19 protein-coding genes, 1 tRNA gene and 1 riboswitch are annotated in these 26550 nt (G+C 70.8%); of the genes, 10 read left to right on the top strand and 10 right to left on the bottom strand.

Annotated elements, in window-relative coordinates:
- Positions 1-112 precede the first annotated feature (112 nt).
- From OG395_RS26950 to OG395_RS26940, 3 genes are all read left to right on the top strand, one after another.
- Complete coding sequence (locus OG395_RS26950; protein WP_327245236.1) at positions 113-3220, top strand: FG-GAP-like repeat-containing protein; 3108 nt, start codon at positions 113-115, stop codon at positions 3218-3220.
- Between the two features lie 142 nt (positions 3221-3362).
- Positions 3363-4883 carry an amino acid permease gene (locus OG395_RS26945; protein ID WP_327245235.1) on the top strand — a complete coding sequence of 507 codons (1521 nt, stop codon included), beginning with the start codon at positions 3363-3365 and terminating at the stop codon, positions 4881-4883.
- 91 nt (positions 4884-4974) lie between these two features.
- Positions 4975-5047 (top strand) — tRNA-Lys (locus OG395_RS26940).
- A 767-nt stretch (positions 5048-5814) separates the two neighbouring features.
- On the opposite strand, the gene OG395_RS26935 is transcribed toward OG395_RS26940, so the two are convergent.
- Positions 5815-6231, bottom strand: coding sequence for a YeeE/YedE thiosulfate transporter family protein (locus OG395_RS26935; protein WP_327245234.1), 417 nt, complete (start codon positions 6229-6231; stop codon positions 5815-5817).
- On the bottom strand, positions 6231-6887 hold the full coding sequence (locus OG395_RS26930; protein WP_327245233.1) for a YeeE/YedE family protein: 657 nt from the start codon (positions 6885-6887) through the stop codon (positions 6231-6233). Before OG395_RS26930 ends, OG395_RS26935 begins: the two co-directional genes overlap by 1 nt.
- A 1902-nt stretch (positions 6888-8789) precedes the next feature.
- Between OG395_RS26930 and OG395_RS26925 the strand changes: the two genes are divergently transcribed.
- Entirely contained in the window at positions 8790-9125 is a 336-nt protein-coding gene (locus OG395_RS26925) for a DUF6221 family protein (protein ID WP_327245232.1), read from the top strand.
- Between the two features lie 203 nt (positions 9126-9328).
- On the opposite strand, the gene OG395_RS26920 is transcribed toward OG395_RS26925, so the two are convergent.
- Positions 9329-10960 (bottom strand): adenosine deaminase family protein, encoded by a 1632-nt coding sequence (locus OG395_RS26920; protein ID WP_327245231.1) that lies wholly within the window; start codon positions 10958-10960, stop codon positions 9329-9331.
- A 356-nt stretch (positions 10961-11316) separates the two neighbouring features.
- Positions 11317-14916, bottom strand: coding sequence for a cobaltochelatase subunit CobN (gene cobN, locus OG395_RS26915; RefSeq protein WP_327249472.1), 3600 nt, complete (start codon positions 14914-14916; stop codon positions 11317-11319).
- 92 nt (positions 14917-15008) lie between these two features.
- A riboswitch (cobalamin riboswitch) is annotated at positions 15009-15105 on the bottom strand.
- Positions 15106-15259: 154 nt separating this feature from the next.
- On the opposite strand from cobN, the gene OG395_RS26910 reads away from it, so the two are divergent.
- Genes OG395_RS26910 through OG395_RS26900 form a run of 3 tightly spaced genes read left to right on the top strand, consistent with a single transcriptional unit; the run spans position 15260 to position 18752 of the window.
- A complete protein-coding gene (locus OG395_RS26910; protein ID WP_327249471.1) occupies positions 15260-16552 on the top strand; it encodes a cobalamin biosynthesis protein CobG in 1293 nt (430 codons plus the stop codon).
- A 56-nt stretch (positions 16553-16608) separates the two neighbouring features.
- The gene (locus tag OG395_RS26905; protein ID WP_327245230.1) at positions 16609-17235 is read left to right on the top strand and encodes a precorrin-8X methylmutase; all 627 of its coding nucleotides are present in this window, start codon (positions 16609-16611) and stop codon (positions 17233-17235) included.
- Between the two features lie 2 nt (positions 17236-17237).
- The gene (locus tag OG395_RS26900; protein WP_327245229.1) at positions 17238-18752 is read left to right on the top strand and encodes a precorrin-2 C(20)-methyltransferase; all 1515 of its coding nucleotides are present in this window, start codon (positions 17238-17240) and stop codon (positions 18750-18752) included.
- A 24-nt stretch (positions 18753-18776) separates the two neighbouring features.
- Here OG395_RS26900 and OG395_RS26895 read toward each other — a convergent pair whose 3' ends face one another.
- Positions 18777-19523 carry a cobalt-precorrin-6A reductase gene (locus OG395_RS26895; protein WP_327245228.1) on the bottom strand — a complete coding sequence of 249 codons (747 nt, stop codon included), beginning with the start codon at positions 19521-19523 and terminating at the stop codon, positions 18777-18779.
- Positions 19524-19538: 15 nt separating this feature from the next.
- On the opposite strand from OG395_RS26895, the gene OG395_RS26890 reads away from it, so the two are divergent.
- Positions 19539-20654 carry a cobalt-precorrin-5B (C(1))-methyltransferase gene (locus OG395_RS26890; RefSeq protein WP_327245227.1) on the top strand — a complete coding sequence of 372 codons (1116 nt, stop codon included), beginning with the start codon at positions 19539-19541 and terminating at the stop codon, positions 20652-20654.
- Between the two features lie 18 nt (positions 20655-20672).
- Here OG395_RS26890 and cobM read toward each other — a convergent pair whose 3' ends face one another.
- The 3 genes from cobM to OG395_RS26875 all read right to left on the bottom strand — a co-directional run bounded on the left by cobM (position 20673) and on the right by OG395_RS26875 (position 23268).
- Positions 20673-21422 carry a precorrin-4 C(11)-methyltransferase gene (gene cobM, locus OG395_RS26885; RefSeq protein WP_327245226.1) on the bottom strand — a complete coding sequence of 250 codons (750 nt, stop codon included), beginning with the start codon at positions 21420-21422 and terminating at the stop codon, positions 20673-20675.
- Entirely contained in the window at positions 21419-22699 is a 1281-nt protein-coding gene (gene cbiE, locus OG395_RS26880) for a precorrin-6y C5,15-methyltransferase (decarboxylating) subunit CbiE (protein WP_327245225.1), read from the bottom strand. Before cbiE ends, cobM begins: the two co-directional genes overlap by 4 nt.
- 161 nt (positions 22700-22860) lie before the next feature.
- The gene (locus OG395_RS26875) at positions 22861-23268 is read right to left on the bottom strand and encodes an SSI family serine proteinase inhibitor (protein WP_327245224.1); all 408 of its coding nucleotides are present in this window, start codon (positions 23266-23268) and stop codon (positions 22861-22863) included.
- A 257-nt stretch (positions 23269-23525) separates the two neighbouring features.
- Here OG395_RS26875 and OG395_RS26870 point away from each other — a divergent pair, with 257 nt between their 5' ends.
- Positions 23526-24128, top strand: coding sequence for a DUF5994 family protein (locus OG395_RS26870; RefSeq protein WP_327245223.1), 603 nt, complete (start codon positions 23526-23528; stop codon positions 24126-24128).
- A 45-nt stretch (positions 24129-24173) separates the two neighbouring features.
- On the top strand, positions 24174-24677 hold the full coding sequence (locus OG395_RS26865; protein ID WP_327245222.1) for a DUF5994 family protein: 504 nt from the start codon (positions 24174-24176) through the stop codon (positions 24675-24677).
- 130 nt (positions 24678-24807) lie between these two features.
- Here the strand turns inward: OG395_RS26865 and OG395_RS26860 are convergent, their stop codons facing one another.
- Positions 24808-25056, bottom strand: coding sequence for a hypothetical protein (locus OG395_RS26860; RefSeq protein WP_327245221.1), 249 nt, complete (start codon positions 25054-25056; stop codon positions 24808-24810).
- Positions 25057-25129: 73 nt separating this feature from the next.
- On the bottom strand, positions 25130-26515 hold the full coding sequence (locus tag OG395_RS26855) for an FAD-binding oxidoreductase (protein ID WP_327245220.1): 1386 nt from the start codon (positions 26513-26515) through the stop codon (positions 25130-25132).
- Positions 26516-26550: the final 35 nt, after the last annotated feature.

Genomic DNA, 26550 nt, shown 5'->3' with positions numbered 1-26550 from the left:
AGGGACTTTCACATTGACTCGCTCATCCAGCGGGTGGAGAAGCCGGCGCGCGTCCGGCCGTATCGCCCTCTTAGTCACCTTGGCGATCACCGCCGGGGTTGGTGCGACCACCATGGGGACGGCTGTCGCCGACACGTCCGGCGAGACCGTCGTGGTGAACCCGGGAGCACGCTTCGTGCCCCGCGCCACGCGTGTGCTCAACGCCGGTGAGACCGGCTTCCTGACGGCGCAGGAAGGCGACGACCGCCTGCGCTGGATCGACTACGCCACCGGAGCGGCCACCGTTCTGGCCGACCGGCTTCCGAAGCCGCTCGAGTACGACATCGAGGCAGGTCGCCCCCTCGGCAACTGGCCCTCCGGCTTCGGCCATGGGTCCGACACCGTAGCGGTCTATTCGGAGAGCCCGAGCCCGCACGTCACGCTGCAGCAGCGCGCGGGCGGTGGGTCGACCACCACCATCCCGATCCCGGAGGGACAGTCGTACGTCGAGACGTACGGCACGACCGTCGTCACCCGCACCGGCACCCAGCAGGCCACGACGAGCCTCCATCTGCTGCGGGCGGAGGCCGACGGGGTCAAGGAGCAGCGGCTGGAGGGACTTCCCGAAGGGTGGAGCCTGACCGTTTCGGAGGGTGACAGCCGGTCGGTCGTCGTCCGGGGGATCCGCTGGGAAGACACCACCATGAAGAACGGCTGGTGGCTCGTCGACCTCGAGAGCGGGCAGGTCAAGGCGCTGGACGCGCACGCCTCCGCAGTCACCCTCGGCAAGGACACCCTCCTCCAGGTGGGCTCGTATGCCGCCGAGGTGTTCGACCGGAACGACTTGAGTGCCGCGCCCCGGAAGCTGGACCTCGGGAACTTCTCGTACGACACGACGTTCCGGATGCTCGGGAACTCGCTCGTCGGGGTCGATGCCCTCAACTCGGGGAACAACGAGTACCGCGGGGAGAAGCTGTTCCGGATCTCCGACGACGGCCGGCGCGCAGAGGAACTGCTGGCCGTCGCCAGCACCGACCTCTCCTGGGCGCCGGACGGTTCTGTCCTGGTCGCCGGAGCCGAGACCCGGATGGACCGCGGCGCCCTCGACTGGGGCTACTACCGGTTCACGGCCGCCGCCGACGGCACCGTGACGCGCAAGCGTGTCGCGGACATCGAGGACATGCCCGCACAGCCCGCGGGCATCTCCCTGGGCAGCGGCATCCTCACCACGGCCGACGACTCGAACCTCTTCATGCCGCACACGTACATCGGCGGCTATCGCAGTACGTGGCTCAAGACCTCCGGCCGTCCCGAGGAGATCCGGACGACGGTGGACGGCCTCACCAGCGGGCGGGACGCGGACTGCGGGTGGACGGACGGCTCTTACTGCATCACCATGTTCGCGAGCGGCGACGGATTCCACGGCCGCAAGGAGGGGACCGAGCAGGGCAAGACCATGCTCTTCCGGAACGGTACGGCGACTTGGGGGCCGACGCTCACCACCGGCATGATGTCCCCGCGGCTCGTCGACCTCTCCGGCCGTTACGGTGTCGTGAACGAGGCGTCGGGCGGCAATCAGATGATCACCGAGTTCCAGGGCGCCGATTCCGGCACCGTTCTGGAGAAGCGGCCTCAGGGCGCCGCGGCGCTGTGGGGCAACACCCTGTGGAGCAGCCTCCCGGACTCGTCCACGGTGTCCTCGAAGACCCTGCCGACGGGCACGGCGGGCACCACCTTCACCACACGCAACAAGTGTGTTCCCAGCGAGCTGCAGGCCGTGGGCCGCTGGGTGTACTGGGAGTGCCGGGACAACGCGAACTGGTTCAAGGGCGCGGGTGTCTACGACCGGCAGACCGGGCGTTCCATGACGGCGCCGGACGCCAAGATCCTCCTCGCCGACGGCTACTTCGTCGGGTACACGGAGGAAGCCGGGCTCACCCTCTTCGATCTGCACAACGGCCTGCCGACCAGCGGCGCGTACGTGGATCTGACCAAGCGCCCGCTGGTGAGCGCGGCGGAACTGGGCAAGGGCACGGTGCGTCGCTCCGGCTGGACTGTCGACCGCTTCGGCGGCCACGTCGCGTACACCGGGGACGACCGGCGGGTTCGCATTGTCCCCACGGGTGTCCCGACCTCGCCGCTCTCGGTGATCGACACGAAGGCGCCCGGAACCTCGCTCGATCTGCGGGCGGCCGCTCCGAACTGGGCGGGCACCTGGTGGCTGTCCAAGCCGGCCGCGTCGTGGCAGGTCACGGTGAAGAACAAGGCGTCGGGCAAGGTCGTGCGTACGGTCACCGGCGGCGAGGCCCGCGGTACGGTCAACGCCACGTGGGATGGCAAGGACGCCGCGGGCAAGCTCGTCGCCAACGGTGCGTACACCTGGACGTTGTCGGCGAAGCCGGCCGATGGTCAGGGCGCGGCTCTGTCGGCGTCGGGTTCGGTCAATCTGACGGGCGGCGCGGCTGTTCGTCGTGACTTCGTCGGGAGCGACGGGTTCGGTGATCTACTGGCGTTCACGTCGGCGGGTGTGGCCGATTTCCGTGGTGGTACGGGCAATGGGACCGGCAGGGTCAGCTCGAAGGTGTCGGGTTCGGGCTGGACGGGTGCCAACGCGGTGACGTCGGCGGTGCCGTTCGATGATGTGAACGGTGACCGGTGCAATGACGTGCTGGTGCGGGTGAAGAGCGGTGACCTGCGGGCGTACAAGCCGGCCTGTGGTGGTGCGCTGAAGTCGACGACTGCGTATACGAGGGTCGGCGGGGGCTGGAATGTGTACGACGCGTTGACTTCTCCGGGTGACCTGACCGGCGACGGCCGTGCGGATCTGCTCGCCCGTGAGGCGTCCACGGGTTATCTGTATCTGTATGTGAGCAAGGGCGCCGGGGTCTTCAAGACACGGGTGAAGATCGGTACGGGCTGGAAGGGGTACCTGCTTGCCGGTGCCGGCGATCTGAATGGTGACGGCAAGGGGGACCTGCTGGCGCGGGACAAGGCCGGGGTGCTGTGGCGCTATGCCGGGACGGGCCAGGGCACGCTGGCGTCCCGGGTGAAGGTCGGCGGGGGCTGGCAGATCTACAACTCCGTGGTCGGAGTCGGTGATGCGAGTGGTGACGGCAAGGCCGACCTCCTTGCTCGCGACACGGCCGGGGTGCTGTGGGCCTACCGGGGTGACGGCAAGGGCCTCTTCGCCACACGGGTGAAGGCCGGGACCGGCTGGCAGATGTACTCCAGGCTCGCCTGACGTACACACCTCCTCGGAGGCGACTCCTCATGACAAGGGCGCGGCCTGCGGGCCGCGCCCTTGCGTCGTGCTGCGCCATGTTTTCCCAGTCGTAACCACGGCGGCGGCATGCGTACTCCGGGGCGAGGGCATCGCTGGGGTCATGACAACAGACATCGGCGAGGACAAGCCACCGCCGGGCGCTTCCGACGAGGAGCGTCTCGCGCAGCTCGGCTACACGCAGACACTGGCACGGCGTATGTCGGCGTTTGCCAACTACGCAGTCTCGTTCACGATCATCTCGGTGCTCTCGGGCTGCCTGACGCTGTATCTGTTCGGCATGAACACCGGCGGCCCCGCCGTCATCACCTGGGGCTGGGTCGGCGTCGGCCTGATGACGCTGTTCGTCGGCCTGGCGATGGCGGAGATCTGCTCGGCGTACCCGACCTCCGCCGGGCTCTACTTCTGGGCGCACCGGCTGGCCCCGCCGCGCTCGGCGGCGGCCTGGGCCTGGTTCACGGGCTGGTTCAACGTGCTCGGCCAGGTCGCCGTGACCGCAGGGATCGACTTCGGGGCGGCATCGTTCCTCGGGGCCTATCTGAACCTCCAGTTCGACTTCGAGGTGACGCCCGGCCGGACGATCCTGCTGTTCGCCGCGATCCTGCTGCTGCACGGACTCCTGAACACGTTCGGGGTCCGCATCGTCGCGATCCTGAACAGCGTGAGCGTGTGGTGGCACGTCCTCGGGGTCGCCGTAATCGTCGGCGCCCTCACCTTCGTACCGGATTCGCACCAGTCGGCGTCGTTCGTCTTCACCGAGTTCGTCAACAACACCGGCTGGGGCAGCGGCTTCTACGTCGTGATGATCGGCCTGCTGATGGCCCAGTACACCTTCACCGGCTACGACGCCTCCGCCCATATGACGGAGGAGACCCACGACGCGGCGACGGCGGGGCCGCGCGGCATCGTCCAGTCGATCTGGACCTCCTGGATCGCCGGCTTCGTCCTCCTGCTCGGCTTCACCTTCGCCATCCAGTCGTACGACGGAGCCCTGAACTCCCCGACCGGCGCCCCGCCCGCCCAGATCCTCCTGGACGCCCTCGGCGCCACCACCGGCAAGCTCCTGCTGCTGGTCGTGATCGGCGCGCAGCTGTTCTGCGGGATGGCGTCGGTGACCGCCAACAGTCGCATGATCTACGCGTTCTCCCGGGACGGCGCACTCCCGTTCTCCCACGTCTGGCACACGGTCAGCCCCCGCACCCGCACCCCTGTGGCCGCGGTCTGGCTCGCCGCACTCGGCGCGCTGGTCCTCGGCCTCCCGTACCTGATCAACGTCACCGCGTACGCCGCAGTGACCTCGATCGCGGTGATCGGCCTCTACATCGCGTACGTCATCCCCACCCTGCTCCGCCTCCTGCGCGGCGACGACTTCACCCCGGGCCCCTGGCACCTCGGCCGCTGGTCCCGGCCCATCGGGATCGTCGCGGTGGTGTGGGTGGGGGTCATCACGGTCCTCTTCATGCTGCCGCAGCTGTCCCCCGTCACCTGGGAGACGTTCAACTACGCCCCGATCGCCGTCCTGGCCGTCCTGGGTTTCGCGGCGACGTGGTGGGTCGTGTCGGCCCGTCACTGGTTCCTCAAACCGGATCACAGGCGCACGAGCGCGGACATCACCGCCGAATGAACGACCCCCGGAGGCGGCTCGACGGGCCCGACAGCCGATACCCGATCGGCTGCCGGGCCACGGCGGGCTATGCTCAGGGGTGATTCGCCAAGGGCCGTTAGCTCAATTGGCAGAGCAGCGGACTTTTAATCCGTTGGTTGTGGGTTCGAGTCCCACACGGCCTACCGGCGGCGGGGGAGGGAAACACCCTCTGACCTGCTACGCAGCGCTTGATTCGGCTCCGGTCGAGTCGGGCGCTGCCTCGTTTTCGGGCGCTTGCGTGAGCGGATGCGCCTTGGAAGGGCGCAGCGAGCAGGGGCCAGGAGGACGGATGGCCCTCCTGGCGTGGCCTCAGCTCTGGCAGGTGCACCCCGACATCCCTTGGACTTCCGTAACGGTCAGGGTGGGGTCGGTCGAGGAAGCCATGTCCGGAGCTGCGGGCTTGGTGGCGCGGACGATGGCGGAGTGCATGCCGTCCGCGACGGAGTGGGTGGGAGTGAATTCGTCCCCCCGAACAGCCCGGAGCCGCCGAACCAACCCGCCGCGCACGCGAAGCACTGGCCTGAGCTGCCCACCAACCGGCCGACGAAGGGACGCCCAGGCTGCCGTATTCGAGCAGGAGCGAGCTGGCACGGGGGGACCAGCTCGCTCCTGCGGTCGGCGCCCGCGTACCTCCCCCAAGAGGGCGGGCGCCTCGACCCTCATGAGCGGGTCACTCTTTCCAGCGCGTTGTGGCCCTGGAACGTCACTGGTGGTGAGAGATGGTCACAAGTCCAACGCTCTTGTGAACAGCGTTACTTGAAACCGTCGCGACCGAGCTGCGAGTCATGCACTTTTCTTCGTCCTCTGGTGGGGCCTCATAGCAGCCCGGTCTGCGTCGCCCAGTCCGAGGTGCGCATGGGGTGCCGCGAGAGCCCCTACCTCCACGGCTCGTGTCGGTGGGCGTCCTTGGTTACAGCCCGCAGGAGCCGCGGTCGAGGTGGAAGTACCGGGCGTTGGCCCAGCGGCACAGCCGGATACCGACGATGACGCCGACGATGGTGACCAGGGCAGGCAGGTACCCGCTGGCGACCTGGATGATCGGGATTGCAGGGCACCCACCTGAGATCGCCCAGCCCGTACCGAACAACACGGCGCCGGGGATCACGCCGGCGTGGATCCGCCCTGGGGTGCGGCGGACCCGCAGCAGAGCGAACGCGCACACGATGATCACCACGGCGCCGGCGAAGGAGAGGAACATGCGCAGGTCTTGGAAGGTGAACATGCGGTTCAGCTCGGCGTAATCGCCGAAGCCGATGTTGGTGACGGTATAGCCGAGGGCCAGTCCGGTGATGATGCTGGCCAGCAGAATCGCGCCCCGGGTACGCATCAGATCACCTTCCACAGGAGGAACGACACCGCGACGGCGGTGCCGAAGAACACGGCGGTCGCGACGATGCTGACCGGGCGTAGACGGCCGCAGCCGTTGAGTCCGTGGCCGGAGCTGCACCCACCGGCCAGTCGGGTGCCAAAGCCGACCAGCACGCCTCCCACGAACAGCAGGGCGATCATGGTGGTCGGACTGGCGGTGACCAGGTTCCGAAAACCCGGCCCCATGTCGTAGCGGAGGTGGAACCGCCCGGAGGTGACCGCGGCGATCAATCCGCCGAGGAAGATCGATATCAGCAGGGCAGCCTGGGTGACCAGCGGGGCCGGCCGCAGGCTCGTGGCCGCGGGGCTCTCGCTCGCCGTTGGTTCGGTATCCGCTTCGAGTGGCTGTGAATTCCCGTACGGAACGTGTGGCAGGGGGGACGCGCCGGGGCCGGTGCCGAAGTGCTCCGTCGTAGCTGCGGCGAGCGCCTCAGCGAGAGCTTGATCGTCGGCGAACTCATCGTCCATCTCCTCGAGGTGGCGTTCGCGGCGCCAGTGCAACACGCGATCCCACGCGGACGACACCCCGAAAGAGCGATCGGTGATGAGGGTGTAGTTGATGGTGACCAGAGCGAGCCCGATAGCGCCCGCCCACCAGGGCCAGTAGGTGCTCATGCGGGTCCTCTCATCCAATCGGCAAATCGAGCCAACCAGCCGCGCTTCGAGCTGGGAGCTTTCCGCGCTCGTCGAGCGAGGCTGTTTGAGGGCTGGGGAATCTGCGGGGGCGGTGACGGTTGGTGATGCCAGACAGGTGCTGGCGGAGATGTCGCCCCGAAGCGGGCCGTGGCCCCCGGTGTCACGGTTCCAGGTTCTGACTGTTCATATGGGCGGGCCGGTGCCGGCTGGGACCAGGGAGCGGCCTCCGGTGGCCACGGACCGGGCCGTGGTGGCGGGGCCTGCCGGGGTACCTCCCCTGGGTTGGCGGCGCAGGACCGGTCCGCCTCGGCGGCGTCTTCGAGGTGTCGCGCACGGGCTCCGTTGGGCAGCAAGCCGATCGGCACGCGCTCGCCGGTGAGTGACACCTGGTAGCGCGCACAGTCGAGCCACCGATCGTCGCTGTCGCAGTAGTGGTCGCGCCAACCTTGCAAGCTCGCCCTAAGTAGGGGGAAAAGGGGGCATCCTGCGGCGTGTGAGCAACTCACGTTGCTCCCTCCTGATCGGCGCACACCACCCGTTCGGGGAGAGCGGTTGCCGTTCTCGATTCTTGCCCTCGCCGCGCTCGGTCGACGATCTGCAGAGCAACGCGGTGACGGGCAGTGGCAATAAGGCTCTGTACCTCCATTTCGCGACCGGGCGTGATGCAATCACTGTTTCGATGTCCCGAGCAACTTCACGGTATTTTTCAATCGGACCACTTGACACTACTTGGTGAGATATTCCGCGCGACGGATATGTGGTGTCTACCCCTCATGTCCGGATATTTGCAACCGGCAGTGAGGTCACTTGGATCATTATTTCGCCCCCATGGCCGCAGCCTGTGCTGATACAAGTCAGCTGTTTGCGGAGCGGGTGAAAATGCTGGAGATCCTTGTGATGGTGGCGTGAATATCGTGGATCTCAAATGAAGAGCTAATGGAGAAGAATTATGTGCCAGCGTGCTGTCTGTCGGTCGTGCCGGAAGATGACCCATGAGGGCTGCGGGAGGCATGTGGACCAAGTGCTCATGGATGTGCCGACGGCTCAGCGGTGCACGTGTGAGTCTGCGGAACGCAGGGGTGCGCGCGCAGTGGAGGCGCCGACTCGATCGGAATCGGCGCCGGCCCGACAGAGTGAGTCGCTGCGACACGCACGGGTCCCTCGGCGCCCAGAGGGTTCATCGAACCGATCGAGGGGTGGCTGGTGGACCCAACTCGTCAATTGGGCGAAAAGCCCGATATGAGGCAATCGGTCGACTATGCGCACTTCGGGCTCTTTGGGGCGAAGGTGCCGGTTATTGTGCCATGAAGGCCCGAATTTGGAACTCCAGGGTGGCAGGCGGCGCCGAGCGCGGAGCCTGCAGCGATACCGCGTCTTGCGGCGACGGCATCGGCGCTGGTTGCCAAGCTGCATGGCACGTGCACGACAGCGTGGACTTCTTCCTGAGTGGGGCGGTGGTCTGAGCCTGGCCCCGACGGGCCGGACGCCCGGCGACCGGGCACAGGCGGCCACAGGCGGCCACAGGCGGCCACAGGGCCGAGGGGCCCGGGCCTCGGCGCCGTCCAGGAACTGGTGGCGCAGGACGCTCGCTTGACATCGGCACTGCCTGCCCGGCACACACCGCTCTTCACCCACGCCGCCCGCGCCTGACCTCACGCGTCGGCAGTACGCCGCCGCCTCCGCTCCGCAAGCCGGCGTGCTTGTGCTGTGCCTGAGCTGACCACTCCCGGACCAGAGGGCTACCTCGCTCATGCGCGAATGCTGGTGCGGTGTCGATGGGGTGCTGTGGTATCTAATGTCCTGATGTGACACCTTCCATTTGCTGGTCGGTCTTAAGGGGGCCGTCCCGAACAGCGGCCCTTCCTGCTCCGAAGGACTGCCTTGATCGATGACCTCATCCACTTTCTGCGGGCCCGCTACACGGAAGAACGCCAGAGCGCGATGGCGCGTCGGATGCAGAACTGGCAGTCGGTCGTCGCCGACGTGAATTCCAGGCAGGCCGTCGTGGACGCCTGCGAGAGGGCAACCATCCTGGCCGCCGGGGCCACGCGACGGGTCACGGAAATGACGGCGGCAGGCATTCCGGTGCAGACGGACGACCTCGTCGATACCGCCCGGCTGGAAGGCCAGGCCGCTGCGTTGAGCCACGCCTTGGCGCTGCTTGCGCAGCCGTATGCGCGGCATCCCTACTACCAGCAGGAGTGGCGTCCACGATGAAAGGGAGCTGTTGGCGGACGGCTTGTCAGGAGAGCGGCTTACCAGTCGCCCCGCTAGCGACGGCAGCCCACACGGCGTACGCGAGGTGGGGAGGGGTTTCGCACCGCTCCCTCGTTGACCGGTACCCGCTACGTGCACGGGCGCCCTCCGGCACTTGCGTGTGCCGGAGGGCGCCCGTGGTGTCCGGAGCGGGTGTGTGTCCGTCAGCCTGCCGTGGTGGTGGCGATCCGCCGCTCGAAGGCCGCGAACGCGGCTTCCTGGCGCCACTGGACCCGCGCCTTGGCGCTGGCGTCCAGCAGGCGCCGGCACTGCTGCCGCGGGTTGTCCGTACCGGGCCTGTCGTGGCGGCACGGGCCGGCGAGACGGTAGCCGTCCCGGGTCGGGTTGCCCTGCCAGAGGCCGGCGCCCGGCAGGAAGGCGTATTCCAGGGAGGCCCGCGCGAGGTCCTTCAGGTCGCGGTAACCGAGGTCGTACGTCGTGGCGGCGTACTGGTACTCGTGGCTGATGTCGATCCGGGAGACGCCGGGGTCGTCGGTGGCCAGCACGACGGGCACGCCGTAGGCGCGGTAGGTGGTGAAGGGGTGGTCGGCGCCCTTGACCCCGAGGATCTGTGCGTTGCTGCTGAACGGGACCTCGACCGCGATCTGCCGGGCGGCCATGGTGCGGGCGAGCTGCCGCCAGTTGTTCTCGTGGACCAGGTCGACACCGTGGCCGATGCGCTCGGCGTGAGCGACGTTCACGGCCTCACCGATGTGGAAGGTCAGGTCCTCGGGCTTGACCAGGCCGGGCCACAACTCGCCCGCATGCAGGGTGATGTGCGCCTTGGGGTACACGCGGTGCAGGTAGTCGAGCATCCGCATCTGGAGGCTGTAGTTCTGCAGGGAGCTGTCCCAGTCCTCCGGCTGCACCAGATTCACGGCGACGAACCGCTTGTCCCGTTCGGCGAGGCGCAGTCCCAGGGCCATCTGCGTGAAGACCCGCTCGGGCGAACTGCCGCGTGACACCTGGGAGATCCACCGCACCGGAAGCCGGCAACCGGCCTCCGCGCGGGGCGTGCCGCACTGTGCTGCCGTGCGGAACTCCGCGTCGGACTCGTCCGTCTCCCGGCTCGCCTCGGCTACCAGCTTGTCGAGCTTGCCGCCGGCCAGCAGTTTGCTGTGCAGCCTCGCCAGGTCCGGGTCCCAGCCGACCTCGGCGGCCAGGTCCCTCGCGCCGTCGGACGCGGGGGTCACCATCGTCTCCAGATAGAACTGGTTCTGTTTCGCGACGGTGTTGGCCACTTCGGCGAGGAGCTTGCCCCGGTGGCGCCAGGTGACCTCGCCGAACTTCCCGAACGTTTCGAAGAAGTGGTCGTGCCCCGACTGCCCCGGCGGGAAGTCCTGCATGGACCACGCCTGCAGCACCGAGCGGCGGAAGGGGCCGTCGGACAGGGCGTCCGAAGCCGGTCGCCGGCCGGGGCCGCACGGCGGCTGCACCGCGGTCAGCGTCGTCCCGTCGATGCACAGTCCGTCTTCCGCGGCGAGCGAGATGAGGTATTCGGTCGAGACGGCACCGGACAGGTGGTTGTGCAGGTCCCCTCCCTTCGGCAGTGCTGTGAAGAAGGCCTTCAGCGCGGCCGGATCGTGCCGGATCGTGGCGAGCCGCGCGGAGGCCAGGGACTCCCCACGGGTGGGCGCGGGCAGGGGTGCGGCGGTGGGGGACCGCGTGGCGGTCACCGGCTGCGCGGCGGCGGGCAGCGAGCCCGGCAGCAGGGTCAGGACGGCGAGGGCGCCGAGACCGATCGGGGCCAGGGGGCCACGCGGGCGGCGCACGGAGCGGCGGTTCACGAAGATCACCTGTGCATGATCCCGAGTTCGGACGGCGCTGAACGCGCGACGGGCGGGCACCTGGCCGGGACCACCCGGCCGAGTGATCACGCCCACGTCCTGCTGTCCCCTCCCGGCGGTCCACGAGCGCCTGGCGCACGCACCTGTCCATCGGCTGCCTGCGCCGCGGCCGGTTGCGGGTCCGGTACGGCCTGTGCCCTCGCGGACGGACGGCCGGCCGTCGGGGGGATGGCCGGCCGCGCGGCTCACGCATGACCGTCGGCGGTCGGACCGGGCGCGCCGGGGAGTGGACGAGAGGACGGCGCCGGGTGGGTGCGGCGCCCGGTGCGGAACGGGGCGCCACACCCACGTACTCCTGTCGGCCCTCAGTCCTCGCCCTCCAGGTCCCCCTCCGTCTCCAGGAACGCCTGGCGCAGCGCCTCCAGTACCGCAGGGTCCGGCTTGGCCCACATGCCGCGGGACTCGGCCTCCAGGAGGCGTTCCGCGATGCCGTGCAGGGCCCAGGGGTTGGCCTGCTGCAGGAATTCGCGGTTGGTCGGGTCCAGGACGTACGTCTCGGTGAGCTTGTCGTACATCCAGTCGGCGATCACGCCCGTCGTCGCGTCGTAGCCGAAGAGGTAGTCGACCGTCGCGGCGAGTTCGAAGGCGCCCTTGTAGCCGTGGCGGCGCATCGCCTCGATCCACTTGGGGTTGACCACGCGGGCGCGGAAGACGCGGGACGTCTCCTCGACGAGGGTGCGGGTGCGGACCGTCTCCGGGCGGGTGGAGTCGCCGATGTACGCCTCCGGGGCCGTGCCGCGCAGGGCGCGGACCGTGGCCACCATGCCGCCGTGGTACTGGAAGTAGTCGTCCGAGTCCGCGATGTCGTGCTCGCGGGTGTCCGTGTTCTTGGCGGCCACGGCGATGCGCTTGTACGCCGTCTCCATCTCGTCGCGGGCCGGGCGCCCGTCGAGTTCGCGGCCGTAGGCGTACCCGCCCCAGACGGTGTAGACCTCGGCGAGGTCGGCGTCGGTGCGCCAGTCGCGGCTGTCGATGAGCTGGAGGAGACCCGCTCCGTACGTACCGGGGCGGGAGCCGAAGATGCGGGTGGTGGCCCGGCGTTCGTCGCCGTGTTCGGCGAGGTCGGCCTGGGCGTGCGCCCGGATGTGGTTCTGCTCCGCCGGTTCGTCGAGGGACGCGGCGAGGCGTACCGCGTCGTCGAGCAGGCCGATGGTGTGCGGGAACGCGTCCCGGAAGAAGCCGGAGATGCGCAGCGTCACATCGATGCGCGGGCGGCCCAGCTCGGCGAGGTCGATCGGTTCCAGGCCGGTGACGCGGCGCGAGGCGTCGTCCCAGACCGGGCGGATGCCGAGCAGTGCCAGTGCCTCGGCGACGTCGTCGCCGGAGGTGCGCATCGCGCTGGTGCCCCACAGGGAGAGGCCGACCGAGGTGGGCCACTTGCCGTTGTCGGTGCGGTAGCGCTCCAGGAGCGAGTCGGCCAGGGCCTGGCCGGTCTCCCAGGCGAGGCGGGACGGGACCGCCTTCGGGTCGACGGAGTAGAAGTTGCGGCCGGTCGGCAGGACGTTGACCAGGCCGCGCAGCGGGGAGCCGGACGGGCCCGCCGGGACGAAGCCGCCGTTCAGGGCGTGGACGGTGTGGTCGAGTTCGGCGGTGGTGGCGGACAGCCGGGGGACCACCTCGCGGGCGGCGAAGTCGAGGATGTCCGTGACCGGTCGGGGACGCGATGCCGTGACGGTCGCGACGGCCGCCGGGTCCCAGTCCGCGTCCTCCATGGCCTGGACCAGGGCGCGTGCCTGCTCCTCGGCCTCGTCGGCGGTGGTGCGGGTGGCGGCGGACTCGTCCAGCCCGAGTGCCTCGCGCAGGCCGGGCAGCGACGCCGTGCCGCCCCAGATCTGGCGGGCGCGCAGGATCGCCAGGACCAGGTTGACCCGGTCCGCACCGGCCGGTGCGCCGCCCAGGACGTGCAGGCCGTCGCGGATCTGGGCGTCCTTGATCTCGCAGAGCCAGCCGTCCAGATGCATGATGAACTCGTCGAAACCCTCGTCGTCCGGCCGGTCGTCGAGCCCCAGGTCGTGGTCGAGCTTGGCGGCCTGGATCAGGGTCCAGATCTGGGCGCGGATCGCGGGCAGTTTCGCCGGGTCCATCGCGGCGATCTGGGCGTGTTCGTCGAGGAGCTGCTCCAGGCGCGCGATGTCTCCGTAGCTGTCCGCGCGGGCCATCGGCGGCACGAGGTGGTCGATCAGGGTGGCGTGGACGCGGCGCTTGGCCTGCGTGCCCTCGCCCGGGTCGTTCACCAGGAACGGGTAGACGAGCGGGAGATCGCCCAGTGCGGCGTCCGGGCCGCAGGCGGCGGACAGGCCCGCGTTCTTGCCGGGCAGCCACTCCAGGTTGCCGTGCTTGCCGAGGTGGATCATCGCGTCGGCCCCGAAACCGCCGTCGTCCTGCGCCGCCGCGATCCAGCGGTACGCGGCCAAGTAGTGGTGCGAGGGCGGCAGATCGGGGTCGTGGTAGATCGCGATCGGGTTCTCGCCGAAGCCGCGCGGCGGCTGGATGAGAATGAGGAGGTTCCCGCGGCGCAGGGCGGCGAGCACGATGTCGCCCTGCGGATTGCGGGAGCGGTCCACGAACATCTCGCCGGGCGGCGGACCCCAGTGCTGCTCGACGGCGTCGCGGAGTTCGGCCGGGAGCGTGGCGTACCAGCGCCGGTAGTCGGCGGCCGGGATACGGACCGGGTTGCGGGCCAGCTGCTCCTCGGTCAGCCACTCCTGGTCGTGACCGCCGGCCTCGATCAGGGCGCGGATCAGCTCGTCGCCGTCGCCGGAGACCAGGCCGGGGAGCTCGTCCTCGGGCCCGAAGTCGTAGCCCTCTGCGCGCAGTCGGCGCAGCAGGGCGACGGCGCTGGCGGGGGTGTCGAGACCGACGGCGTTGCCGATACGGGAGTGCTTGGTCGGGTAGGCGGAGAGGACGAGCGCCAGGCGCTTGTCCCCGGCCGGGATGTGGCGCAGCCGTGCGTGGCGTACGGCGATTCCGGCGACGCGTGCGGCGCGTTCGGTGTCGGCGACGTACGCGGGCAGCCCGTCCTCGTCGATCTCCTTGAAGGAGAACGGGACGGTGATCAGCCGGCCGTCGAACTCGGGGACCGCGATCTGGCTGGCCGCGTCGAGCGGGGACACGCCCTCGTCGTTGTCCTCCCAGTCGCTGCGTGAACTGGTCAGGCAGAGAGCCTGCAGGATCGGCACGTCGAGTCCGGTGAGCGCACCCGCGTCCCAGGACTCGTCGTCGCCGCCCGCCGATGCCTCGGCGGGCCGGGTGCCGCCCGCGGCGAGGACGGTGGTGACGATGGCGTCGGCGCCGCGCAGTTCGTCGATGAGTGCGGGTTCCGGGGTGCGCAGCGAGGCGACGTACAGGGGGAGGGCGCGGGCGCCCGTGTCCTCGATCGACCGGCAGAGCGTGTCGACGAACGCGGTGTTCCCGCTCATGTGGTGGGCGCGGTAGTAGAGCACCGCGATGGTCGGACCTTCGGTGGCGCGCGCGGTGCGCTCCAGGGGACCCCAGGACGGCGCGGGCGCCGGGGGTTCGAAGCCGTGGCCGGTCAGCAGCACGGTGTCGGAGAGGAACCGGGCCAGCTGGTCCAGATTGGCCGGGCCGCCGTGTGCCAGGTAGGCGTGGGCCTCGGCGGCGATCCCGATCGGGACGGTGGAGGCGGCCATCAGCTGGGCGTCGGGGGCCTGTTCGCCGGTGAGGACGACGACCGGCCTGCCGGTGGCGAGGACGTGGTCGAGCCCTTCCTGCCAGGCGCGGACCCCGCCGAGGAGGCGTACGACGACGAGGTCGGTGCCGTCGAGGAGAGCGGGGAGGTCGTCGAGCGGCAGGCGCGAGGGGTTGGCGTAGCGGTAGGTCACCGGACCGTCCGCGGCGCGGGCGCTGAGCAGGTCGGTGTCGGACGTCGACAGGAGCAGGATCATGCGGCGTCGGGCCTTCCTCGGGGTGTCCACGCCCCGGGCGGTGTCGGAATGGGGTCTCCCCTGCTCGAGCGGGATCGAGAGCGTGGGGAAGGGAGTTCCTGACTCGCCCGGCCGCCCAGGCCGGACTCACAGTGGCGGGACCGCGCCGGACTTGCACCGGGCTTCCTCCCCTATCGCCGTCTCCGGCGATGCCGGGCCGGGTGGCCCGTTGCTAGGCATAGTAAGACCGACCGGCAAATGGGGAGGTGGGAGAAGGAGCCCCGCGACGCCGCCTCCCCATTTGCCGGTCGGTCCAAGGGCCTTGCATCGGACGGGATTCATACAGCTCAGAATGATGGTCGGTATGCTCGCCGCCATGTCCACTTCCGACACCCCGCCTTCGGCCCCGGGGGAGCCCGTCTCCCGTGACCGCGGCGATGCCTGCCCGGGGTCGCTGCGGCTCCACCGGGCGGACGACGGGGCGCTGGCGCGGGTCCGGATCCCCGGCGGCGTGCTGACTGCCCGACAGGCGGACGCGCTCCATGGGGCCGCGCGGGAGTTGGGCGACGGTGAGCTGCATCTCACTTCGCGGGGCAATGTCCAGTTGCGCGGCCTCGGCCAGGACTGCGGCGGACGGCTCGCCGAACTCCTGGGCGGGGCCGGGCTGCTGCCGTCCCGGAGCCATGAGCGGATACGTAACGTCGTGGCCTCCCCGCTCTCCGGGCTCGACGGCCGGGGCCACCGGGATGTCCGGTCGTGGCTGACCGCGCTGGACGCGCTGTTGTGCGGAAGTGACAAAGCGGCCGGACTGTCCGGCCGCTTTCTCTTCGCGCTGGACGACGGCCGTGGTGACGTCGATGCCCTGGGTGCGGATGTGACGTTGTTGGGGCAGAGCGACGGGAGCGCGCTCCTGCGGATCGGGGCTGCGGAGGCAGTGCTGAGGGTCTCCGGGAACGATGCGCCGCGCGCGGCGCTGATCGCCGCCGAGTCGTTTCTGGAGGCGGCGCAGGGGACGGGCGCCTGGCGGGTGAGTGAACTGCCTTTTGCTGCCGCAGAGTTGCTGAAGCCGGTGAGGGCGGCGCTGCGGGTGGCCGGTGCTGCGGAGCGCGTACCGCCGGCGACGGCGGCGCAGGAGCCCGCGTACGGCGTCGTCGGCACCGCGGCCTGTGTGGGGGTGCCGCTCGGGCGGCTCACCGGTGCGCAGTGGAAGAGCCTGTCCCGCGTGGGCCGCGAGCTGCGGCTGACCCCGTGGCGGAGCGTCGTCGTGACGGGCATCACGCCCGGCGACGCGACGGCGCGGCTGCGCGAGTGGGGCGCGGCCGGACTGATCGCCGGACCCGACTCCGCGTGGACGGGGGTCGGTGCGTGCATCGGCCGGCCCGGCTGTGCGAAGTCCCTGGCAGATGTGCGGGGCGACGCGGAGGCCTTCGTACGGACCGCCGGACAGCCCCTTGCCGGGCAGCTCCCCGTTCACTGGTCCGGCTGCGAACGCCGCTGCGGTCACCCCAAGGGCGCCTGGGCCGACGTCGTCGCCGTTCCCGGCGGGCACCGGGTGACCCGGGTCCGCGGCGGCGAACGGGACGCTCCCGTGACGGTCCACGGCAGCCCGTCCGACCTGGCCGCCGCGGTGAACGCCGCCCGCCGCACCCGTATCTGAACCACCGACCCGAGGGCGCTGCAGCCCGACCACCGACCGGAGAGAGCGAAACCACCGTGTTCCAGTACGAGAAGGACGGACCGGCGATCTACCGCCAGTCCTTCGCCACCATCCGCGCCGAGGCGGATCTCGCGGGGCTGCCCGCCGACGTCAGCCAGGTCGCGGTCCGCATGATCCACGCCTGCGGCATGGTCGACCTCGTACGCGACATCGACTTCACCCCGGGGGTCGTGGCCGGTGCCCGCGCGGCGCTGCGCTCCGGTGCGCCGATCCTGTGCGACGTGGCCATGGTCGCCAGCGGGGTCACCCGCAAGCGGCTGCCCGCCGACAACGAGGTCATCTGCACCTTGTCGGACCCCATGGTCCCCGATCTCGCCAGGAAGCTCGGCACGACCCGCAGCGCCGCCGCGATGGAGCTGTGGCGGGACCGCATGGAGGGGGCGGTGGTGGCCGTGGGCAACGCACCGACCGCCCTGTTCCGGCTGCTTGAGATGATCGAGGAAGGCGCTCCGCGCCCGGCCGCCGTCATCGGTGTGCCCGTCGGCTTCGTCGGAGCCGCCGAGTCCAAGGACGCCCTGGCCGACCACCCGTCCGGTCTGGAACACCTGGTCGTACGGGGCCGTCGCGGCGGCAGCGCCATAGCCGCGGCCGCGCTCAACGCGATCGCCAGCGAGGAAGAGTAAGAGTGAGCGAGCAGAACACGGGCCGGCTGTACGGGGTGGGGCTCGGTCCCGGCGATCCGGCACTGATGACCGTACGCGCCGTGCAGACCATCGCCGAGGCCGATGTCATCGCCTATCACAGCGCCCGTCACGGACGGTCCATCGCGCGCTCCATCGCCGCCGAGCACATCCGCGCGGACCACATCGAGGAGAAGCTGGTCTATCCGGTCACGACGGAGACCACCGACCACCCGGGCGGATACCGGGGTGCGATGGAGGAGTTCTACGGCGAGGCCGCGGCCCGGCTGGCGGTGCACCTGGACGCCGGGCGGACGGTGGCGGTGCTCGCCGAGGGCGACCCGATGTTCTACGGCTCGTACATGCACATGCACAAGCGGCTCGCCGACCGGTACCGCACCGAGGTGATCCCCGGGGTCACGTCGGTCAGCGCCGCCGCCGCCCGGCTCGGCACCCCGCTCGCCGAGGGCGAGGAGGTGCTGACGATCCTGCCCGGCACGCTGCCGGAGGAGGAGCTGACGGCCCGCCTGGCCGCCACCGACGCCGCCGTGGTGATGAAGCTGGGACGCACGTTCCCCGCCGTGCGCCGCGCCTTCGAGGCCTCCGGGCGGCTGGACGAGGCGCACTACGTGGAGCGCGCCACGATGGCCGGGGAGCGCACCGGCGATCTCGCGGACACCGACCCGGATTCCGTTCCGTACTTCGCTGTTGCGGTGCTGCCCAGCCGGATCGACGCGCCCCGGCCGGAGGCGGCCGAGGACGCGCAGCGCGTGGGTGAGGTCGTGGTCGTCGGGACCGGTCCCGCCGGTCCGCTGTGGCTGACCCCGGAGTCCCGCGGGGCGCTGGCCGCCGCCGACGATCTCGTCGGCTACACCACGTACCTGGACCGCGTCCCGGTCCGCCCGGGACAGGCGCGCCACGGCTCCGACAACAAGGTGGAGTCGGAGCGTGCCGAGTTCGCCCTCGACCTGGCCCGGCGCGGACGCCGCGTGGCCGTGGTCTCGGGCGGCGACCCGGGGATCTTCGCCATGGCGACCGCCGTCCTTGAGGTCGCCTCGCAGGACGCGTACGCGAAGGTGCCCGTGCGGGTGCTGCCCGGGGTGACCGCGGCCAACGCCGCCGCAGCCCGCGCGGGCGCGCCGCTCGGCCACGACTACGCCACGATCTCGCTCTCCGACCGGCTCAAGCCGTGGGAGGTGATCGCCACCCGGCTGCGCGCGGCCGCGGCGGCGGACCTGGTGCTGGCGCTGTACAACCCGGGTTCGCGCACCCGAACCGAGCAGGTCGGCAAGGCCCGCGATCTGCTGCTTGAGCACCGCTCGCCGGATACTCCGGTGGTGGTGGGCCGGGATGTGGGCGGTCCCTCGGAGAGCGTACGCATCGTCACCCTGGCGGAGCTGGAACCGGCCGAGGTCGACATGCGGACGATCCTGCTGGTCGGTTCCTCGCAGACGCGGTCGGTGCGGCGGGGGGACGGTCAGCAGATCGTGTGGACGCCGCGGCGGTACCCGCAGGCCTGACGGCCTCCCCCGAGGTTCGGCCTCTCAGCCGTGCAGGCCGGACAGCCAGTCCACGGCGAGTTCCGGGGTGGGGACCACGGGAACGCCGTCCGGGACCGGCGGCCGGCGGACCACCACCACCGGAACACCGGCCTCCCGGGCCGCGGTCAGTTTCGGTGCGGTGGCGTCACCCCCGCTGTCCTTGGTGACGAGGACATCGATGCGGTGACGGCGGATCAGTTCGCGCTCCCCGTCGAGAGTGAACGGCCCCCGGTCCAGCAGGACCTCCATCCGCGCCGGATGCGGTCCGTCGGGGGCGTCCACCGACCGCATCAGGAACCACTGCGAGTCGAGACCGGCGAAGGCGGCGAGCCCCATCCGGCCCGTGGTCAGGAAGACCCGCTGCCCGAGCCCGGGCAGCGCCTGCGCCGCCTCGGCCAGGGATCCGACCGGGTGCCAGCGGTCGCCGTCCGTGGGCACCCAGCCGGGGCGGCGCAGAGCGAGCAGGGGAACATGGGCAGCGGAGGCGGCCGACGCCGCATGGAAACTGATCGTCCCGGCGAAAGGATGGGTGGCATCGATGAGCGCGTCGACCCGGTGCGTACGCAGCCACGCGGCGAGCCCCTCGGCTCCGCCGAACCCGCCCACCCGCACCTCGCCGGGCGGCAGCTTCGGACTGGCCACCCGTCCGGCCAGCGAACTGGTGACCCTGGCCCCGGCCGGGAGCGCCTCGGCCAGATGCTCGGCGAGACGGCGGGCCTCCGTGGTGCCACCGAGGACGAGTACGTGCATGGGATCGGTCCAGACATGAGTGAGGCGAGGGGAGGGCGCAGCGCCCAACTCAAACACACCGGTCTGCGGCCCGGCTGGACGACCGGTGCCTGTGCGACCGCGGCCACGACCGCCGCGTACACCGCCCTGCTGACCGGCGACTTCCCCGATCCGGTGACCGTCGTCCTGCCCAAGGGCCAGAGCCCGGCGTTCGCGCTGGCGGTGGAGGAGCTCGCCGGCGACCGGGCGACGGCCGGCGTGGTCAAGGACGCGGGAGACGACCCGGACGTGACGCACGGCGCGCTGGTACGGGCCACGGTGCGCCGGCTGCCGCCGGGTTCGGGCGTGGTGTTCCGGGCCGGTCCGGGCGTGGGCACCGTGACCCGCCCCGGTCTGCCGCTCGACGTCGGCGAGCCCGCGATCAACCCGATGCCGCGGCAGATGATGCGCGACCACATCGCGCGGGTGGCGGCGGACCACGGGGACACGGGCGACGTCGAGATCACCGTGTCCGTCGATCACGGCGAGGAGATCGCCCGGTCCACGTGGAATCCGCGCCTCGGCATCCTGGGCGGCCTGTCGATCCTCGGCACGACCGGGATCGTCGTCCCCTACTCCTGCTCGGCGTGGATCGACTCGATCCGCCGGGGCGTGGACGTGGCCCGCGCCGCGGGGCACACGCATGTGGCGGGGTGCACGGGGTCGACCTCGGAGAAGACCGTCGTCGCCGAGTACGGCCTGCCGGAGATCGCCCTGCTCGACATGGGCGACTTCGCGGGGGCGGTGCTCAAGTACGTACGCAGGCATCCGGTGGACCGGCTGACGGTCTGTGGCGGCTTCGCGAAGCTGTCGAAGCTCGCGGCGGGCCATCTGGATCTGCACTCCGCCCGCTCCCAGGTCGACAAGAGGTTCCTCGCCGAACTCGCCCGACAGGGCGGCGCGGACGCGTCGCTGACCGCGGAGGTGGCGGACGCCAACACGGGTCTGGCCGCTCTTCAGCTGTGCGCGGCGGCCGGGGTCCCGCTGGGCGACCTGGTCGCGGTGGCCGCCCGCGACCAGGCGCTGTCGGTGCTGCGCGGGGCGCCGGTGGCCGTGGACGTCATCTGCATCGACCGGGCGGGCACGGTCGTCGGCCGCAGCGACGTGCGCTGACGCGGGCGGCGCCGCCCGTCAGCAGACGTGCCGGTCGCGCTCGGCCGAGTAAAGGTGGCTGTCGCGGAACTGCTCGGCGCCGAGCGTGCGGCCGACCATGATGACGGCGGTACGGATCACCCCCGCGGCCTTCACCTGCTCGGCGATGTCACTCAGCGAACCGCGCAGGATCAGCTCGTCCGGGCGGGACGCCATGGCCACCACGGCGGCCGGGCAGTCGGCCCCGTAGTGCGGCAGCAGCTCCTCGACGACCCGGTCGACGTACCGGGCGGCCAGGTGCAGCACGATCAGCGCACCGCTGCGGCCGAGCGTGGCCAGGTCCTCGCCCTCCGGCATGGCGGTGGCGCGGTGGGCGATCCGGGTGAGGATGACGGTCTGGCCGACGGTCGGCACGGTCAGCTCCCGCTTGAGGGCTGCGGCGGCCGCCGCGAACGCCGGCACACCGGGCACCACTTCGTACGGCACACCTGCCGCGTCGAGCCGCCGCATCTGCTCGGCGACCGCGCTGAAGACGGACGGGTCGCCGGAGTGCAGCCGGGCCACGTCCTGCCCGTTCCCGTGGGCGCGCACCAACTCGTCCGTGATCTCGTCGAGGTTGAGCTGCGCGGTGTCGACGAGGCGGGCGTCCGGCGGGCATTCGGCGAGCAGTTCGCGGGGGACCAGACTGCCCGCGTACAGACAGACCTGACAGCCGGCGAGCGTCCGGGCGCCGCGCACCGTGATCAGGTCGGCGGCGCCGGGGCCGGCGCCGATGAAGTACACGGTCATCTGTTCTCTCCTGACGAGGACGGTATCGAGGGGGTGCCGACGGGCTTGCGCACGGACCACTGGGTGACCGGCATGGCCTGGCGCCAGCCGGTGAAGCCGCCGACCGGCACGGCGTGCGCCACCGCGAGCCGCACCAGCTCGCCGCCGTGGCGCCGGTACCGCTCGGCGAGCAGCGCCTCGGACTCCAGCGTGACGGTGTTGGCGACCAGCCGTCCGCCGGGGGGCAGTGCGTCCCAGCAGGCGTCGAGCAGCCCCGGCACGGTCAGCCCGCCGCCGATGAAGACGGCGCCCGGCACCGGCAGTCCGGCCAGTGCTTCCGGTGCCCGGCCGGTGACCACGCGCAGCGCGGGGACGCCGAGCCGGTCCGCGTTACGGGCGATGCGTCCGGCCCGCACCGGGTCGCGTTCGACGGTGACGGCACGGCAGGACGGGTGGGTGCGCATCCACTCGACCGCGATCGACCCGGAACCGCCGCCGATGTCCCACAGCAGTTCGCCGGGCGCCGGGGCCAGTGCCCCGAGCGTGGCGGCGCGGACATGCCGCTTGGTGAGCTGACCGTCGTGCTCGTACGCGTCGTCCGGCAGCCCGGGTACGGCGCCGAGCCGCAGCGCGTCCGGCGCACGACGGCACTCGACCGCGATGACGTTGAGCGGATCGCCCGCCGGATGCGCCCAGCCGTCGGCCGTACCCGTGACGCAGTCCTCGGCCTCGCCGCCGAGCTGTTCCAGCACCCGCATCGGGCTGGGGCCGAAGCCGCGTTCGCGCAGCAGCGCGGCCACGTCGGCGGGGGTTCCGGCGCCCGCGCTCAGCACCAGCAGGCGCCGGCCCTCGTGCAGGGCGGCGGCCAGGCGGGCGGCGGGCCTGCCCACCAGCGTGACGACCTCGGTGTCCTCCAGCGGCCAGCCGAGCCGGGCGCAGGCGTAGGAGACGGAGGACGGATGCGGCAGGACGCGGAGGTTCCCGGCGCCCAACTCCTCGCAGAGGGCGCGTCCGATGCCGTAGAACATGGGGTCGCCGCTGGCCAACACGGCGATGCGGAGCCCCTGGTGCGCGGCCAGCAGACCGGGCACGGCGGGCCGCAGCGGCGAGGGCCAGGGCACCCGCTGTCCCGCGCACTCCGGCGGCAGCAGCTCCAACTGCCGTGCACCGCCGATCAGTACCTCGGCGCGGAGCAGTGCCGTGCGCGAGGTCCCGGGCAGTCCCTCCCACCCGTCGGCACCGATCCCGACGACGGTGGGCGCAGGGGGCGGGGGTATTGCGGGCTCTGCGGGGATCACGGCCGGTACCTCGGTGTTCGGGGGGTTTGACGCAGCCGAAACTCTACTGTTCGCGCTGACCGCTGAGATCGTTCCCGGCGGGTGAGCATCGCCATACGTGCGCCGGAACGCCCCTGCCCGGCGCGTGGGCCGGGCAGGGGCGGTTCGGGGTCGGCGCCGGGTCAGAAGTCGAATACGGGCCCTGCGCTCGCCTCCATGACGCAGGCGTTCGGGTAGGTGCGCCGCCAGTCCACCGTGGCGCCGTTGTACGTCCCCTGCGCGGTGACCGTGACGGGGTCGTGGATCAGCAGGCACGGGTGCGGGTTGCCGGGCAGCTCGTCGAGGTCGCCCCCGGCCTCGTCCAGGGCGGCGCAGGCCTCCGCCGCCTTCGGGTGGTGACTCGGGGAGGTGAGCGGACACTGGAGGCCGATGCCGCGGATCCAGGTGTTCTCGCTGCCGGAGACGGTCAGGAAGAGGCTGCTCTCCCGGGCGTCGGCGTGGGCCGCGGGAGCCAGGAGCAGGGGTGTGGCCAGGGCGGCTGCGGCCAGCGAGGCCGCGGCCAGACACCGGGCGACGGAAGAGATGATCATGGCCTGAGTAACGAATAGCCGGTCGCGAGGACACGAGCGGCGTCCTTCCCAGGCGGGGTGAGCGGAGGCCTCCGGCATGCCGTTCGATCCGTTGGGGACAGCTCATGTCCGTAGGGCCGCGGCACTCCGCCGGGTGCCCCACCGGAGTATCCTGGACGTACCGAGGACATTCCGTACATGAGTTTCCGAGCCTGTGTCGTTCTCGGCGATTCACCACACCCGGCCGGTGTACACCGGCCCGGGGCAAGGTCCGCGTCATGACTGCGACCATTGTGTACACGCCCGCGGTCGACGACCGGACCTTCTCTTCGTCCTCGTTGCCGCCGCGCCTCTCGCTGGCCCCGGCCGGCACCGCTCCCGCTCTGCTGGACGGTGCGTGGTGGCCGCGTTCCCGCGATCTGACGGCGGAACTTCCCGCGCTGACAGCGGTGCTCGACCCGCTGTGGGGGCGGATCACCCGCGTGACGGTGAACCCCACCGTCTGGCCCGTGATCCCACGGAAGGTGCCCGTCCAGGGGCATGTGGTCCACGTCGGCTGGTTCAAGCCCGAACAGGACCCGAACACGTTGCTGCTCCTCTCCTACACCATCGGCCGCTGGGACCTGCTGGTGATTCCGCCGCAGACGGCCCCGGGTACAGCCGCCTGGCTGCTGACGGCAGCCGCTGATCCGGCGCGGAGCCTCACCGCGAGCGGGCTGATGCGGGAGGCCGAACTCTTCCGGGCCGCGGCCGAGGCCGACTGGGACCTCGTCCGGGAGACGGTCTGGGACTCCGAAGGCGGCCACGGCGCCCGTCCGGCCTCACGACGCCTTGTCGGAGCAGCCGTCGCCCGGGCGCCGGGCCCGACGGAAGGGATGTGAGGGCATGGTTTTCATCGACGTGCGCGTGCAAAGGAGTGGCTCGCCATGACGTCGGACGCGCACGCCCATACCCGTACCGATGATGCGGCGCCGCTCCTGCTCCTCTCGGACACGAGCAGCCGGCCGATCGTTCCCGGGATCGCGGTGCTGCGGATGGAGACGACCTCCAACCGTGAGGGGACCTTCGACGGTGCGTGGTGGCCGCGTACCCGCGACATAGCGTCCCAGCTGCCCTGCCTGATCGACGCCCTGGTCGCCCGGCTGGGACCCGTCGCGCGGGTCGGTCTGGACGCGAGCGCCTGGGACGATACGCCGGCCCACCTGGTGATCGGTGGCCGGACCGTCCGTATCGACTGGTCCGCCGTCGACGACAGCACGATGATCGTCACGCGTGGCCATCAGGACCACTTCTCGTTCCTGGTGATCCCGCCACAGGCCACCGCGGCCGCCGCGCGCGCAGCGATGGCCATGGCCGTGCAGGACGGCAACAGCGCGTCCGCGGAGCAGATCCTCATGGGCACGGGCATCGTTCCCGCTCCACCGAGTTGACGCGCACATGGAAGCGACTCCGATGGTCTCGCCACCGGAGCCGGCCCTTCCAGGGCGCCACACGTGAGAGTGCGCGTCCCGCTTTTTACGGTACACCCATAATCCGGTCTTAATCGGGTCATTTTCCGATCTACTCCGCGTTGCCGTGCCACCGCCCCTCGACACGGAACCACAGCCCCGGCGCATAGATCGCATGGATGACCGGGGCTGCCCCCTTCGCCACCTGCAGGATTCTCAAAATTCCGCTCGGGAGCACGTCGTACTCGTAGACCATCTCGGAGTCGCCCTCCGTGATGTCCGCGTAGGAGATGTCCGCCACGCCCCCCTCCGCGTATTCCTTTGGGGGACGATTCTCCACCAACTTGATGAAAACACCCATGTTTTGACGGTAGGACCGCCGAGGCCGTCGCGCTCGCCGGGCAGCACCCGTCGGCCGAGGAACCGGAGGGCGGTCAGTGCGGGCCGGCCGGTTCGATGTTCTGGTTGGCGTGGAAGAAATTGTCGGGATCATACGCCTGCTTGACAGCCGCGAGCCGGTCGTAGTGGTCGCCGTAGGTGGCCCGTACCCGGTCCTGGGCCTCGTCCGCGCCCATGAAGTTCACGTACGTCCCGCCCATCGACTGCGGATGCAGCTCCTCCCAGTAGTCCACACACCACTGCCTGATCGTCCCGGCGTTGTCCGGGTCGGGGTCGATGCCCGCGATGACGCCGGACCAGACGGCGTCCCGGTACGCCCAGGCCGTGTCGTCCGGGCCGGTCCGGTGGGCGGCCCCGTCGACCGGGTACAGGTGCGTCGTCGAGAGGTCCGTGGGGAGGTTCTCGGCGTACTTGGCGTGGACGGCGATGGCGTCGTCCGTGATCCGGTCGAAGAAGTTGCCCCGCCAGTACCACTGCAGTCCGCTCGGGAGCAGCGCGTCGAACATGGTCTGGAGCGCCGGGTAGGGCATCGGCGAGGTGAAGTGGAAGACGGGCGGGCCCGGTTCGTCCACGACCTTCAGGGTGGCTTCGAGGAGCTCGGGGTCGCCGGTCCAGCACCAGACGACGCCGCACATCTTCTGGCCGTGGATCTCCTCGGGGAACGGCGGGCCGGGCGGGACGGTGAGCGCCAAGAAGAAGCCGTTCAGATCCTCGGGCGCCTGTGGCAGGAAGTCCCGGTACCACTCCAGGACTTCGCGGATCCGGTCGACCGGCCACACGGTGATCGCGACCCCCACGGTGTCCACCGGGTGCAGCCGGAGTTCGAACGAGGTGACGATGCCGAAGTTCCCGCCTCCGCCGCGCAGCGCCCAGAACAGGTCGGCGTTCTCGTTCTCGTCCGCGATGACGTGGCTGCCGTCGGCCAGGACGACGTCCGCCGCGAGGAGGTTGTCCACGGTCAGACCGTACCTGCGGGTGAGATAGCCGTGGCCGCCGCCGAGGGTGAGGCCGACGACTCCCGTTGTCGACAGGATTCCGGAGGGAGTGGCCAGGCCGAACGCGTGGGCGGCGTGGTCGAGATCACCGAGCAGGGTGCCGCCACCGACCCGGGCGGTCCGGGCGGCGGGATCGACGTGCGCCCAGCGCATCGGTGACAGGTCGAGGGTGACGCCGTCGTCCACCAGGCACAGACCGGCTCCGCTGTGTCCGCCGCCCCGCACGGCGAGTTCGAGACCTTCGTCGCGGACGAAGTCCACCGCGGCCATGACGTCCCCCGCGTCCGCGCACCGCACCACGGCCGCCGGGCGCCGGTCGATCATGGCGTTGTAGATCGTGCGGGCCTCGCGGTACTCCGGGTCCTGCGGGCCGATGACGGGACCGCGCAACGCGGCCCTCATCGCTTCGAGCGTGGTGGAGTCCATGGCCATCTCCTTGCCGCGGGTGCGGACCGCTGCCC

The organism is Streptomyces sp. NBC_01320, assembly GCF_035974375.1.
GTDB classification, from domain to species: Bacteria; Actinomycetota; Actinomycetes; order Streptomycetales; family Streptomycetaceae; genus Streptomyces; species Streptomyces yanii.
The sequence above is the reverse complement of the archived record's forward strand: the minus strand, read 5'-3'. Positions and strand labels throughout refer to the sequence as shown.

Coding starts and splice junctions, on each gene's coding strand:
- OG395_RS26950 (WP_327245236.1), top strand. CDS start 113: ATGGGGACGGCTGTCGCCGACACGTCCGGCGAGACCGTCGTGGTGAAC.
- OG395_RS26945 (WP_327245235.1), top strand. CDS start 3,363: ATGACAACAGACATCGGCGAGGACAAGCCACCGCCGGGCGCTTCCGAC.
- OG395_RS26935 (WP_327245234.1), bottom strand. CDS start 6,231: ATGCGTACCCGGGGCGCGATTCTGCTGGCCAGCATCATCACCGGACTG.
- OG395_RS26930 (WP_327245233.1), bottom strand. CDS start 6,887: ATGAGCACCTACTGGCCCTGGTGGGCGGGCGCTATCGGGCTCGCTCTG.
- cobN (WP_327249472.1), bottom strand. CDS start 14,916: ATGATCCTGCTCCTGTCGACGTCCGACACCGACCTGCTCAGCGCCCGC.
- OG395_RS26910 (WP_327249471.1), top strand. CDS start 15,260: ATGCTCGCCGCCATGTCCACTTCCGACACCCCGCCTTCGGCCCCGGGG.
- OG395_RS26895 (WP_327245228.1), bottom strand. CDS start 19,523: ATGCACGTACTCGTCCTCGGTGGCACCACGGAGGCCCGCCGTCTCGCC.
- OG395_RS26890 (WP_327245227.1), top strand. CDS start 19,539: ATGAGTGAGGCGAGGGGAGGGCGCAGCGCCCAACTCAAACACACCGGT.
- cobM (WP_327245226.1), bottom strand. CDS start 21,422: ATGACCGTGTACTTCATCGGCGCCGGCCCCGGCGCCGCCGACCTGATC.
- OG395_RS26875 (WP_327245224.1), bottom strand. CDS start 23,268: ATGATCATCTCTTCCGTCGCCCGGTGTCTGGCCGCGGCCTCGCTGGCC.
- OG395_RS26870 (WP_327245223.1), top strand. CDS start 23,526: ATGACTGCGACCATTGTGTACACGCCCGCGGTCGACGACCGGACCTTC.
- OG395_RS26865 (WP_327245222.1), top strand. CDS start 24,174: ATGACGTCGGACGCGCACGCCCATACCCGTACCGATGATGCGGCGCCG.
- OG395_RS26860 (WP_327245221.1), bottom strand. CDS start 25,056: ATGGGTGTTTTCATCAAGTTGGTGGAGAATCGTCCCCCAAAGGAATAC.
- OG395_RS26855 (WP_327245220.1), bottom strand. CDS start 26,515: ATGGACTCCACCACGCTCGAAGCGATGAGGGCCGCGTTGCGCGGTCCC.